Source organism: Falsiroseomonas oryzae (assembly GCF_027856955.1).
Classification (GTDB): domain Bacteria; phylum Pseudomonadota; class Alphaproteobacteria; order Acetobacterales; family Acetobacteraceae; genus Falsiroseomonas; species Falsiroseomonas oryzae.
In genome coordinates, this window is the sequence record NZ_JAPSMD010000133.1 from 1 (window position 1) to 12,841 (window position 12,841).

The following is a 12,841-nucleotide window of genomic DNA, read 5'->3' on the forward strand; positions in this document are numbered from 1 at the left end:
GCGATGGGCGAGGGCCGCGCGACGCCGGGCGAGGCGCCGCCGGAGCGCTTCGACACCGGGCTGCTGCGCGCCGATGCCGATCTCGCCGCGCTAGCCGACCGGCTTGCCGCGCCCGGCGCGCCGCGCGACGTCTCGCTGCTGCTGAGCGGCCCGCCGGGAACGGGCAAGAGCGCCTATGTGCGGCACCTGGCGGAGCGGATGGGGCTGCCGGTGCTGCAGCGCCGCGCCTCCGACCTTCTGGGGCGTTATGTGGGCGAGACGGAGCAGCGCATCGCCGCGGCCTTCTCCGAGGCCGCGGCGGCGCGCGCTTTCCTGGTGTTCGACGAGGCGGACAGCCTGCTCGGCGCGCGAGAGGGCGCGCAGCAGTCCTGGCAGGTGAGCCAGGTGAACGAGATGCTGACCTGGATGGAGCGGCACGACTGGCCGCTCGCCTTCACCACCAACTTCGCGGAGCACCTGGACCCGGCGGTGATGCGGCGCGTGCTCCTGAAGCTGCGCTTCGACCACCTGACGCCGGCGCAGGCCGCGGCCGCCTTCCGCAGCTTCTTCGGCCTGGAGCCGCCGCCGGGGCTCGCCGCGCTGGACCGCCTGACGCCGGCCGACTTCGCGGTGGTGCGGCGCGTGGCCGCGCTGCAGGGCGGGCTGGACGACGCGGCGGCGCTGCTCGCGGCGCTGGTGCGTGAGCAGCAGGCCAAGCCGGGTGCGGCGCGCGCCATCGGCTTCCGCGCCGGCGCCTGATCCATCCACGCGGAGGGAGAGAGCGCCATGTCCGACTGCCGCGTGTCATGCGACGAGAGCGCCAGCCGGACGCGGATGCCGATGACCGTCAGCCTGCTGACGGCCATGATGGTGCCGGCCTGTGTCCATCGGCGCCCGGGAAGCGCAAACGGAGACGCGTGATGAGTGACGACATGAGTCCCGACGACCGGGCCGGGTGCCTGGAGAATTACTTCGGCTCCGACACGCATTTCGCGGAGCGCTACTGCGCCGCGCGTACCCTCGCGCGCCTGCCGCCCGCTCTCGCCGATCTGGCGAGGCGCATCCTCAGAACGATGACCACCGCGGCGCCGAGCGCGGCGCAAGCCACTCCGGGCTGGAAGGTCGAGAAGCTGGATCCGGCGGTCACCTCGACCTGGACCGGCTCGCCCGATCCCCTCGTCGTCTTCGGCAAGCCTGTGGCGCATGAAAAGGACGGCTGCATCTCGATCCATGGGCCGCGCGCGGGGATCTGCGTGGCAGGCCAGGGCGAGACGGCGGCGCTCCATCTCTGGGCGGATGAAGAGACCCTGCGGAAGGCAGGGTGGCCAACCCCGAGTGCGACCGCGACGCCACCGGGCGACACGGCCGGCTGGGCACGGTGGCGCGGCGGCAAGCCGACCTGGATCCGCCTCGCGGCGCTGCGCTGTCCCGATGATCTGGCCAGGGATTTCCTGCGCGCCGTCATGGACGTCGTCGAGGACGCGGCTCTGCCCACCCGCGGCGGCGACGCGCTGCGTGAGCTCGTCGAGGCCGCCGCCACCGACCTGTCCGCCGAAGGGCGGGACCAATGTGGCGGGCTGATCACGCCGGCCATCGCGGAGTGGCTGCGCAAGCCGGGCAAGGACGCCGCACAGCGCGGCGGCGGTCCCACCAGGCCCAGGGCGCCTTCGCAGGGCGGAGCCGGTGGCGCGGGGCCGGCCGCTCCGCAGCCCACGGGGACGCTCGGGACGGCGGTCGTGACGTCATGGCCCGCGGCCCGTGTCCTGCGGCACAGATCCGTCCCCCCGCCGGACGGGCTGGGCTTTCTCAACCTGGCCTTCGAGCCGAAGCGGACCGACATCCGGGAGGATTTCGCGGGGCCCGGGATCTACGGCCTGTTCTTCCGGATGCCGGGCGGCACGTCGGAGGACTTCCGGCTGATCTATGTCGGCCGCTTCTACGGGGAAGAGTACAATATGTTCGCCGGCGATGTCCGCCACGCCAGGTGGTGGACGCACGCCGCGTCCTTCACCATGCGCGACCATCGCGTGCACGTCGCGAGGCGCACGTCTAAGGCGTGCCGGGCCGGCGAGGAGGCGCGGCTTTCGCCGCTCCGCATTCTCGGCTGCCGCTCGTTGGAGAAGTTCGTCAATCGGCGCGGCAATTGCGGTGCAGGCCTCAATCGCGTTCGCTTCGCGGGCACATTCTGGGACCGGCTCCACGCCGTCTCCGCCGACGTGCTGCTGGAGCAGTTCCGCTTCGCCTATATCCGCTTGGTTCCGCCCGGCAGCAGCGCGGTGGACCTGGCGCCCGCCATCCGCCGCCAGGTCAGCCAGGCGGAGGACCAGCTCATCGCGGCCCTGAAGCCCTGCGGCAACTGGCAGACGCGCTGGTCCCCGGACGCGGATGCCGCGGCGTTGCTGACCGTGGACGAGACTTGCTTCCTGGAACGCGCGAAGGCGGCTCTGGAACTGACCAGCATGGTCTCCGTCTCGCGACCGTAGCGGCTTTGAGGATCGTAACGATATCGGCTAGGCTGCGCCGCGCGCTCGCGCCGCGGTGCCCCGCGCGCCGCGCGCGGGGAGCCCGGCCCGGATGGATCTGCCCTTCACCAAGTCGCGCTTCCGCCTCGCGCTGGAATGCCCGACGAAGCTGCACTACGCCGCCCGGCCCGGCACCTATCCCAGCACCAAGGCCGACGACGAATTCCTGAAGTCGCTGGCCGCCAGCGGCTTCCAGGTGGGCGAGCTGGCGAAGCGCATGCACGCGGACGGCGAGGAGGTGACGGACCGCGGCCACGACGCGCAGCTCGCCCGCACCGCCGAGCTGATGGCGAAGCACACGGTCACAATCTTCGAGGCGACCTTCGCAGCCGGCGACCTCTTCATCCGCGCCGACATTCTGCGCAAGCGCGGCAACCAGGTGGACCTGATCGAGGTCAAGTCGAAGAGCGCGCCCGAAGGGGGCGCGGCAGGCGTCGTGACGGAGAACGGGCGCGCCATCCGGGCGGAGTGGCTGCCCTATGTGCAGGACCTCGCCTTCCAGACGCATGTGCTGCGCCAAGCCGTGCCGGGGCTGCAGCTGCGGTCGCTGCTCATGCTGCCCGATCCCGACGCCGTCGCCACGGTGGATGGCCTTCATGCCCGCTTCCGCATCCGGCACGCGGACGGCCGGCCGGTGGTCGAGGTGGCGCCCGGCACCGGCGCCGCGCAGCTCGGCGCGCCGCTCCTCGTCGAGCTGGACGTGTCCGCGTTGGTCGCGCAGGTGCTGTCCGGCCGCCTCGTCCTGCCGGGGATGGCAGGCGCCTGGACCGAGTGCGTCAACGACCTTGCAGCGGCCTGGAAGCAGGGGCGCAAGCTCGGCCCCGCCATCGGCGAACAGTGCGCCAAGTGTGAGTTCCGCGTCCGGGACGCTGAGCCACCGCGGCGGAGCGGCTTCGTCGATTGCTGGACCGAGGCGCTTGACGTCACGCCGGAGGAACTCGCCGGCGATACCGTGCTCGACCTCTGGTACTTCAAGGGCAAGGCACGTCTCATCGACGAGCGCCGCTGGCGCCTGTCGGACGTGACCGACGACGACCTGAATCTTAAGCCCGGCGAGGACGGCCTCAGCCGCAGCCAGCGCCAGCGCATGCAGGCGGACGGAGCGCTGCCGGGCGGCGAGCCCTTCCACCTCGACCGCGACCTGATGCGGCGTGAGATGGCGAAATGGACCTGGCCACTCCACTTCATCGACTTCGAGACGGCGCGGCCCGCGCTGCCCTTCCACAAAGGGCGGCGGCCCTATGGCCTCGTCGCCTTTCAGCTCTCGCACCACATCCTAGAGGCGGACGGCACGCTGCGCCATGCTGAGGAGGCGCTGCTCGCGGCGCCCGGCTTCGATCCCAACATCGAATTCCTGCGTCGGCTCCGCGACACGCTCGGCAAAGTGGGCACGGTGTTTATGTGGTCCCACCACGAGCGCACCGTGCTGAAGGACCTGCGGGACGACCTCGATGCGATGGCGGCGCCGCCGACCGACAAGGAGGAGCTCTCCGCCTTCATCGGCACGCTGCTCGAAGGACCGCGGGCGCTCTACGACCTCGCGAAGCTGGCCGAGCGGGCCTTCTTCCATCCGGCGACCAAGGCGCGCTGTTCCATCAAGGTCGTGCTGCCGGCGGTGCTCGGCTCGTCCGACTGGCTCCGCGCCCGCTATGCCAGTCCGATCTACGGCGCGCCGGGCGGCATCCCGAGCCGGAACTTCCGGAGCTTCGCATGGTGGCGGGAGGAGGACGGCGGCGCGGCGGATCCATACGACCTTCTCGGCGACATGTTCGCCGACCTGCCCGAGATCGCTGATGACGACGACGAGGCGACCATTGCCTCCGGTGGCGCTGCCGCCGCAGCCTATGCCCGGCTGCAGGACGAGGAGCTGAAGCCCGCGACGCGCGACGCAATCGAGCGCGCGCTGAAGCGCTATTGCGAGCTGGACACGCTAGCCATGGCAATGGTGGTAGAGGCTTGGCGCGCCTGGTGCGGGGTCGCTCTGCCGGATGAACTTGGCGCGGTGGCCTGAACACCTTCGGCGCGCCCTTCGGCTGGTGCGCGCGCACGCGGCAAGGCACCCGAAGCTGAGCCGGTGCGGCGAACCCGATAGGCCAGTTTTCGCCAAGGCACTCGGTAGCGCTCGGCCGATGCCGTTTACATCAGGATCCGACGCCTACCGGCCGTTTTTCTGCCATGAGCAAGATTCTCATCGCATTTACACTGAAAGCGCGGCTTTTGCCGTCCGAGAAGCTTGTCTTGAAGTCGGCCACGCGGGTCGTGCCAGAATAGTCACAAAAGTCGATAATGGCACTCACTCTTCTCTCCATTCTGGCTCGTTCCGCTTGCTGCGCCGCCCCGGCGCTGCCTACCACATGCCCTCCGACCACGGAACACCCGCGGAAGGTACAGAGGCCGGCCGATCACGATCTTTCCTCTCTGCCGGAGGGGGGCACCTTGGCTCGCATGATGTCGGATTACGCTGTATTGCGCGACCAGCTGAGGGCATGCCGAGCCTCTTGATAATCTGAAATCGCGTCCCCATTCCTTCGTATGTAGATGCTCACTATACTCGCGCCGTCAGGGGGGGTGGGATGCAGGCAATCTCTTTCCAGAAGGCTCAGGCAGTCATTGAGGCTTGGAAAGCGCATGCCTCCAAGCTGGAAGCCGAGCGTGACGCTGCACGCAGTGAGGCGGTCATCGCGCAGCTCGAAGCCTGCCGCCTGCGGGACGAGCTGCGGCGGCTGCGCGGTTTCTGAATGGCGCGGATCGTCGGGCGCCGCGTGCAGCACCAGCCGCTAGCAATCGATCCGTGGAGCGTGTGGCTCCGGCCGGAGCTTTGGCGCGATTTCAACGCGCGCCGAGCGGTGCGTGAAGCCGTGCTCACGTGGGCGGAGGCGGCGGAAAACAAGATCTGGCCGCGGCTAGCTTCGTTGCTGCTGTCAGGTGACCCACACGCCGGACGCTTTCTCGCGCGCATCGTAGACCGTGCGGGCGAAGCGCGTGTTGCCCCCACGTTGCTTTGGCTCGCTTACGCGGAAGTGCATCTGTCCGTCGAGCCCGGTCAATCAGCATTCGCTGGAAAAGGGAAGGCCGGCACTGCCGCGCTGCTGGAGCTGACTGCTTACGCGTCATCGCGCCTGAGCGTAGAAGCCAAGCGCGTCGATGACGTTTGGTGCACTACGGGCATCAACGAAGCAGACAGGAAGGCGCGCGACATCGCCATGCGCGGGCCGCGTCTGACGCAGGCGCGAGTGGTCATGCACATGCTGAACCACATTGCCTACCAGATCGACGCCGACGCGTGGCAAGATGTTTTCGATAACCTCATTCGGTTGTCTGAAGCCTCGCAGCAAGCAACGGGTGCCCTGAAGAAAGAGGTGGTTGCGCCGCCTGTGGAGGGTGTCTCGTCTGGTGTCTCTGAGGCAGCTACTAGCATCAAAGCTGGAGCCGCGCTGATCAACGATCGTCTGCAAAGGAGCAAGGCAGATCGAGAGCACGAGCATAACCGGAATTTGGGCATCGATCAGCCCGAGACACCGGGCGAGCCTCAGCCTCCACCCTCCGTGCCACATCACATCGTGGGGGCAGGGGTTGCCGACGCTATCGACCGGCTAGGCAGCAACGACAGAGCGCGTATGTCGGGCTTCAGAAAGCTGGCTAAGCCGTTGCCTCTTGCCAAGCTACCGGCAGCAGAAGTGGTTGCGCGTGCTATCGAAACGCTAGACAGGGAAGCTCCCAATTTCTCGGCTGCGACGGCACGCGTGAGGGCGGAGCTAGCGTTCCTTCGGGCGGCCGGCAGCGCATCCATTCGTCTGCGGCCTCTCTTGCTCGTTGGTGCGCCGGGGAGCGGAAAAACGAGGTGGGCGCGGCGGCTGGCGGAGTTGCTGGCAATGCCTTTTGCCAGCCTCGATCTCGCGGCTACCGATGTCGGCTATGTGCAAGGCAGCTCCAAAACGTGGTCTAGCTCGCATCCTTCATGGCTCCTGGACATGCTAGCTAGGCTGGGGCACGCGGGGCCCGTGATCTTATGGGATGAAGTGGACAAAGCGATGAGTTCGAGCGCTGGGCGTTCGAATGATCCGCTGCTGCAGTACCTTGAGCCTTCCACCGCGTGCCGCGCGACTGACCCGCAGCTAGATGGACCTCTAGATCTTTCGCGTGTGTCGCACATCCTGGCAGCCAATGATCTGCGAAAGGTTCCTGCGCCACTGCTGTCTCGCTGCCGCGTGGTGAATGTGGAGCCTCTGCCGGTTGATCGGCAGACCTTCGAGATTGTTATGGCCAACGTGCGCAGCGATTTGGCGGCGGAATATGGAGTGCCTGATGCCAGGTTGCTGCCGGAGTTGACTGAGGCGGAGAGTCAGTGGCTGCTGGAGCGATGGCAGGGTTCTGGCAGCGCTCGCCACCTCAGAAAGCTGACGGAAAGGCTCTTGGCCGCATCGGCGGAGCGTGGCCCTGGAGCCATGCACTGAGTTTCATCGGAAAACCCCTCCGCGTGAGATGATGATCTCGCGGAGGGACTGGCGATGAATTCCACTGTTCGAGACATGACACCGGAGGCCCCATCCGTTGATCGGAATGGGTTTGCTCGCTTCCCCATTTCTTGGAGATGGGGCGCGGTTCCCGGTTCTGCGCATAAAGCTACTGAGCTTCCGATGCATGACAATGAACGCCCATCCGACGCGCTCCGCCGTGGGCATGAGTTGGTTTGTGAGTGCAAAGCCTGTGGAAAGCGGCGCACCGTGTCTTTTGCGGCCCTCGTTTTCTTTCCCGGCATCTCTCAGGCGGCCTCGATTGCCGATCTGAAAGCGAAGCTGCGCTGCAAGAGTTGCACCGGAAAACCTGAGATAGAGGTCAAGCTTTACGCTTGGCGCTGACGTGGCAACTCCAGCTCCAGGTCTTCGATCGCCGCTGACTCTGAGAGGCTGACCTCCGCCCACTCGTTGCCCGGCATCTCAAGCTGCAGGCCGAGATCAACTGCCAGCATATAGGTGATTTGGAGCACGGCGGCGGACATCCCTTTTGCCGGATCGGGCCGCCATGTCTCACCCTCCGCCGCTCTATGAGGGCTCAAGCTGTCGAGCATATCTGAGAGGGCAACTAGCCCCTGGCGAAATGTGTCCGAGTAGCTGCGCTCCTGGTCATCTGCAGCAGCGCGCACGTAGTCGGACATGCGCTCTGTCGCTGCCCAGACCTTGGCAGGCTCTCCGGCCTCGACTGCCTGGAAAAGGCACCATTGCGGAGGCACAGGCAGGGCAACCCACCCATGGCGATCTGCAAGCCACCTAAATGCGCCGAGGGCGATGCCGAGCACACGGCGGAGGACACTTTCCAAGCCATCATCGACGGATGGCAGCGGGCGTGGCATGAACGGGTGCCTAGCGAGCCGATCTTCCCGCACCCTTCGAGACCTGAGCAGCTCATCAAGAATACGCTGAGCCAGAGCCGCCCGTTGGTGCGGAGGGGCAGCTTGTAGCGCCGAGATCACAGCATCCCAATCACTCAAGCCTGCTACGATGCTGTGGCCGAGGTGGGGTTCTAGGTCGCGGAGGGCAGGAGCGTCCACGCGTAGCCGCTGGAGAGCCGATAGCATATTGTCAGGCAACATAGGGGAGCCTCGCTTCGAGGCTATCCATACACATCGTCTGGAAACCGAACGGAATCGCTCATCGGCGCCCTAGGTGTGTGTGCAGGATGTGTGCAGGTTCACGGTGTGTTCACCGGCAAAGCAGGGATGAAGGGGAACATGCGTTCTTATGCTCCCTACGCGAAATCAAGACCTTAGGCAGGGTCGGGATGGGCGCGCTTAAATCTGGGGGACTGGGGGTCGTGGGTTCAAATCCCGCCGCTCCGACCATCTCCACCCCCCCGAGACTCCCTCAGCCGATCTCCCGAACGCCGCACCACTCCGCGATGAAGCTTGCGATGGTCAGCGTGCAGGTCTTCAGGTCGGCCAGCGAGGTGCGCTCGTCGAAGGCGTGCGCGCCTTCGCCCTTCGGGCCGTAGCACAGCGCCGGGATGCCGAAATACAGGCCGTAGAAGCGGGTGTCGTTGACGGCTGTGCTGCGGCGCTCCGGCATCTCCCCGCCATGCACGCTGCGGTGCGCCTCGGCGAGCACGCGCTCGGCCTCGGTGCCGGGTTCCAGCACGTAGCCATCGGCCTGGAAGCCGTGCCAGGTGAGCCGCGGCGGGCTGTTGGCCAGGAAGGTGTCGCCGCGCGCGGCCTCGGTGATGCAACGCTCCACCCCGGCCATGGCCTCGGCCACCTCGGTCCCGGGCAGCAGGCCGATGCGGCAATCCACCTCGCACCAGGCAGGGGTCGAGCTGGCCCAGTCGCCGCCGCGGATGATGCCCGGGTTGAACTTGATGGGATCGGGCACGGCGCCGAACCAGGGATGCGCCCGCGCTGCGCGGTTCAGTTCCGCCGTATGCGCCTGCAGCGCCTGCACCAGGTGCAGCGCGGAGAGGATGGCGTTGGTCCCGGTCTCCGCGACGGCGACATGCACCGGCACGCCCTGCACGCGGATGCGGAACCACAGCGTGCCGGTGTGGCAGCGCGTGATGGTGTGGCCGGTCGGCTCCGGGATCAGCGCGGCGTCGGCGCGGTAGCCACGCAGCAGGGTGGCGAGGGCGCCGTTGCCGGTGCTCTCCTCCTCCGTCACGGTCTGGATGTGGATGTCCGCGTTGGGCTCCAGCCCGGCGGCGCGCAGCGCGTCCATCGCGAAGACCATGCAGGAGACGCCGGCCTTCATGTCGTGCGCGCCGCGGCCGTAGAGCCAGCCGTCGCGGATCACGGCGGCATAGGGCGGGTGGGTCCACATCTCCACCGGGCCTTCCGGCACGACGTCGATATGGCCCTGCAGGATCAGGCTGCGGCCCGCGGGGTTCGCCGGCCGGTGGGAGGCGACGACCTGCAGGCTGCGCGCCGGGTCGGCCTCCACCATCGGGCTCGCCTTGGGATGCGCGGCGAGCGGCACCTCGGCCAGGCTGAACCGGTCCACCGCATAGCCGCGGGCGGCGAGTTCCCGGTGCATCCAGTCCTGCAGCGGCGCCTCGTTGCCGCGCGTGGAGGGGAAGCGGACCAACGATTGCAGGAAGGCCACCTGCCGCTCGAAGCCCGCTTCCACCGCCGCCCGCAGCCGCGCCGTCATCGCCGCATCCGGCATCCTCGTCTCCCCGGCCCGTTCAGCGGGCGCACCCGCCGTCCCAGGTCACGCGCGGCCGCGCTCGATGTTCCAGATCACCGGGAAGCCGAAGTCGATCACGCCGCGCAGCTCCCGCCGCCAGGCCGCCGGGGCGCGGAACTGGCCGGCGATGGGGAAGGTGGCGCGGTCGATGGCGACGCGGTTCAGTTCCGCCGCCAGCTCGCGCCGGCGCACCGGATCGCCCTCCGCCTCGAAGCGCTCGATCAGCGGTGTCATCTCCGCCTCGCAATAGCCCCAGGGCTGGTTGCCGGTGCAGTTGAAGCCCACGCCGAGGTTGGAAAGCGGGTCGGACATGTCGAAGCCGGTATAGACCACCGGCACCACGCTCCAGCCGCCCTGGTCCAGCGGCTGGCGCTGCACCCAGCGCTGCGCGATGGAGGACCAGTCGGATCCCTGGACATCCAGGTTGAACCCGGCGCGCCGCAGCCGGTCGATCAGCACCAGGCCGAAGGGATTGAGCAGCGCGGAGTCGAGCGGGTGCATCAGCACCACGCGCTCGTTGTTGTAGCCGGCCTCCCGCAGCAGGGCGCGGGCGCGGTCCAGGCTGGGGCGGGCGATCGCCTCGCTGCCGCGGTCGCTGGTGAACTGGGTGCCGCACATGAACATCGCCGTGCAGTCCGGCCGGCCGAGCTCGGCGAAGCCTGCGCCGGCCAGGATCTCGGCGCGGTCCAGGCATTGCTGCACGGCGCGGCGGACCAGCACGTTGTCGAAGGGCGGCTGCGCGTGGTTGATGCTGACGCAGTAGATCATCTCCGCGATGCCGCTCGCCTCGGAGATCACGATGTTCCGGTTGCGGCGGAACATGGGCAGGTTGTCCACCGGCGCGTATTCCAGGTAGTCCACCTCGCCCTGCTGCAGCGATGCGGCGCGCAGCGCGATGTCGGGCATGGTGATCATCTCGACCCGGTCCACCTTCGGCACCTTGCCGCCGGCCAGGCCGTCCGCCGGCTCGTCGCGCGGCACGTAGCGCTCGTTCCGGCGGAAGAAGGTGCGCTCACCCGGGATCCATTCGTCGCGCAGGAAGACGAAGGGGCCGGAGCCGACGATCTCGCGCACGGCCTGGGTGGGCGGCGTGGCGTTTGCGATGCGTGCGGGCATGATGAAGGGCGTGTGGACGGAAGGCTTGCCCAGCGCCTCAATCACGCCGCCATAGGGGCGCGCGAGCCGGATGACGAAGCCGTCCGCGCCGGCGGTGGTCATCTCCGCGGTCGCGGCCATCAGGCGGCGGCCGATGGAATCGCGGTTGCCCCAGCGGCGGAGCGAAGCGACCACGTCCTCCGATGTCACTTGCGACCCGTCATGGAATGCCAGGCCGGGGCGCAGGCGGAAGGTCCAGGTCAGGCGGTCTGCGCTGACCTCCCAGCCCTGCAGCATCTGCGGGCGATAGCGGCCCTGGCTGTCCATGCCCACCAGGTTGTCGAAGACCAGGTAGCCGAAGTTGCGCGTCACGAAGGACGGGCTGGCGATGGGATCCAGGTTCTGCAGCCCGACATTGACGACGAAACGGAAGGGGCGTTCGCGCGACTGCGCCAGCGGGATGCTTGGCGCGGCGAGCAGTGCGGCGGCGGCGCCAAGGCCCTGTCGGCGGGTGATCCTCATCGGTCTTCTCCTTCCTCTCAGCGTTGCGTCGCGGCCCAGGCCTCGGCGACCTGGGTGCAGGTCGCGAACCACACGCCCTCGAAGCCGCGCATGAAGTCGATCATCTCGCGCAGCAGGGCGATGCGGCTGGGGCGGCCGGTCACCTGGGGGTGCATGACCAGGTTGTAGGTGCCGCCCCAGCGGTGGATCTCCTTGAACTCCTCCTGCCAGACCTCGCGGACGTGGCTGTTGGTGAAGATCGGCCGCGGCGACTTGATGGAGAACAGCGCGAAGGGCGCGTCGTCCAGGCTCCAGTGCCAGGGCAGCTCGATCACGCTGGCGCCGTCCGCCGTGGCGATGCGGTAGGGGTTGATGTCCGCCATCATGGAGCTGTCGTAGAGGAAGCCGTGCTTCGCCAGCAGGCGGATGGTGTTGTCGCTGGTCTCGCCGGCCGGCGAGCGGTAGCCGCGCGGCACCACGCCGAGCACGCGCTTCAGCGCCTCGAGGCCGCGCTCCATCTCCTCGGTCTCCTTCTCCGGGAAGCCGGGCTCGATCCAGGCGTGGGAATAGCTGTGGTGGCCGATCTCGTGGCCGGCGCGCAGGATCATCTCGGCGCGGTCGGCGTGATTCTCCACCGTCCAGCCCGGGATGAAGAAGGTGGCGGGCACGCCGGCATCCTGCAGCGTCTCCAGGATCTTCGGCACGCCGACGCGCGCGCCGTAGGTGCCCTGGCTCAGCGTGCCGGGGCGCTGAGCGTTCGCCGGGTCGCGCGCCAGCCAGAGCGTCTCCGCATCGAAGTCGAAGGTCAGCATCACCGCGACGCGGGCCCCGCCAGGCCATTGCACGCTCATGTCCATGCGACGTTCTCCTTCCTCAGTCCGGCGGCGGATGGCGCGCGGCGAGCCAGCCGCCATCCACCGCGATCACCTGGCCGGCGACGTAGGATGCCTCTGCCGAGGCCAGGAAGGCGATGACCGACGCCACCTCCTCCGGCCGTCCGGCGCGGCGCAGCGGAGTCGGGTCCAGCACGGCGCGGCGGTAGTAGGGGTTGCGCCGGTGGCCCTCGGTCATCGCCGTCTCGATCACGCCAGGCGCGACGGCGTTCACCGTGACGCCCTGCGGCGCGAGCTCGCCCGCGAGCTGGCGGGTGAACTGCGCGACGCCGCCCTTGGCCACCGCATAGGCCGTGGTGCCGGGATGCCCGGCGAGGCCGAAGACCGAGCTGACATTGACGATGCGCCCGCCGGGCCGCGGAAGGTGCGGCATGACGTCGCGCGTCACGCGCAGCACGGCGGCGAGGTTCACCTCCAGGAAGCGGGCGATCAGCGCGTCGTCGGACTCCGCCAGCGCACGCGATCCGCCGATGCCGGCGTTGTTGACCAGGATGTCGATGCGGTCGAAGGCGGCGAGGGCGGCGTCCGCGATGGTGAGCCCGGCGCCGCGCGCGGCCACGTCGCAGACCAGCGCAACCCCGCCGAGCCTGGCCGCCGTCGCCTCCACCGCCGCCTCGCGATCCACCAGCAGCACGCGCGCGCCATCGGCCAGGAGGCGCGCGGCGGTGGCGGCGCCGATGCC

Annotated in this window: 10 protein-coding genes; 5 read left to right on the top strand and 5 right to left on the bottom strand. The window is 68.5% G+C overall.

Going from position 1 to position 12,841, the window contains the following annotated elements:
• From OZN99_RS14475 to OZN99_RS14495, 5 genes are all read left to right on the top strand, one after another.
• On the top strand, positions 1–738 hold a 738-nt coding region (locus OZN99_RS14475; RefSeq protein WP_270935950.1), incomplete at its 5' end, for an ATP-binding protein.
• 161 nt (positions 739–899) lie between these two features.
• Positions 900–2,462, top strand: a complete 1,563-nt coding sequence (locus OZN99_RS14480) for a hypothetical protein (RefSeq protein WP_270935951.1) — start codon at positions 900–902, stop codon at positions 2,460–2,462.
• A 91-nt stretch (positions 2,463–2,553) separates the two neighbouring features.
• Positions 2,554–4,512: a DUF2779 domain-containing protein gene (locus OZN99_RS14485; RefSeq protein WP_270935952.1), complete on the top strand. Its 1,959-nt coding sequence runs from the start codon at positions 2,554–2,556 to the stop codon at positions 4,510–4,512.
• Positions 4,513–5,074: 562 nt separating this feature from the next.
• Positions 5,075–5,239 carry a hypothetical protein gene (locus tag OZN99_RS14490; protein WP_270935953.1) on the top strand — a complete coding sequence of 55 codons (165 nt, stop codon included), beginning with the start codon at positions 5,075–5,077 and terminating at the stop codon, positions 5,237–5,239.
• Complete coding sequence (locus OZN99_RS14495; protein WP_270935954.1) at positions 5,240–6,955, top strand: AAA family ATPase; 1,716 nt, start codon at positions 5,240–5,242, stop codon at positions 6,953–6,955.
• A 389-nt stretch (positions 6,956–7,344) separates the two neighbouring features.
• On the opposite strand, the gene OZN99_RS14500 is transcribed toward OZN99_RS14495, so the two are convergent.
• The 5 genes from OZN99_RS14500 to OZN99_RS14520 all read right to left on the bottom strand — a co-directional run.
• On the bottom strand, positions 7,345–7,656 hold the full coding sequence (locus OZN99_RS14500; protein ID WP_270935955.1) for a hypothetical protein: 312 nt from the start codon (positions 7,654–7,656) through the stop codon (positions 7,345–7,347).
• A gap of 706 nt (positions 7,657–8,362) precedes the next feature.
• Positions 8,363–9,649, bottom strand: a complete 1,287-nt coding sequence (locus tag OZN99_RS14505; RefSeq protein WP_270935957.1) for an ArgE/DapE family deacylase — start codon at positions 9,647–9,649, stop codon at positions 8,363–8,365.
• Positions 9,650–9,694: 45 nt separating this feature from the next.
• The gene (locus tag OZN99_RS14510) at positions 9,695–11,287 is read right to left on the bottom strand and encodes an ABC transporter substrate-binding protein (RefSeq protein WP_270935958.1); all 1,593 of its coding nucleotides are present in this window, start codon (positions 11,285–11,287) and stop codon (positions 9,695–9,697) included.
• Positions 11,288–11,304: 17 nt separating this feature from the next.
• Complete coding sequence (locus OZN99_RS14515) at positions 11,305–12,123, bottom strand: polysaccharide deacetylase family protein (protein ID WP_270935959.1); 819 nt, start codon at positions 12,121–12,123, stop codon at positions 11,305–11,307.
• 16 nt (positions 12,124–12,139) lie between these two features.
• Positions 12,140–12,841, bottom strand: a 702-nt coding sequence (locus tag OZN99_RS14520; RefSeq protein ID WP_270935960.1) for an SDR family NAD(P)-dependent oxidoreductase, incomplete at its 5' end; no start/stop codon positions are given.

Coding starts and splice junctions, on each gene's coding strand:
- OZN99_RS14510 (WP_270935958.1), bottom strand. CDS start 11,287: ATGAGGATCACCCGCCGACAGGGCCTTGGCGCCGCCGCCGCACTGCTC.
- OZN99_RS14505 (WP_270935957.1), bottom strand. CDS start 9,649: ATGCCGGATGCGGCGATGACGGCGCGGCTGCGGGCGGCGGTGGAAGCG.
- OZN99_RS14500 (WP_270935955.1), bottom strand. CDS start 7,656: ATGTCCGACTACGTGCGCGCTGCTGCAGATGACCAGGAGCGCAGCTAC.
- OZN99_RS14495 (WP_270935954.1), top strand. CDS start 5,240: ATGGCGCGGATCGTCGGGCGCCGCGTGCAGCACCAGCCGCTAGCAATC.
- OZN99_RS14480 (WP_270935951.1), top strand. CDS start 900: ATGAGTGACGACATGAGTCCCGACGACCGGGCCGGGTGCCTGGAGAAT.
- OZN99_RS14515 (WP_270935959.1), bottom strand. CDS start 12,123: ATGGACATGAGCGTGCAATGGCCTGGCGGGGCCCGCGTCGCGGTGATG.
- OZN99_RS14485 (WP_270935952.1), top strand. CDS start 2,554: ATGGATCTGCCCTTCACCAAGTCGCGCTTCCGCCTCGCGCTGGAATGC.
- OZN99_RS14490 (WP_270935953.1), top strand. CDS start 5,075: ATGCAGGCAATCTCTTTCCAGAAGGCTCAGGCAGTCATTGAGGCTTGG.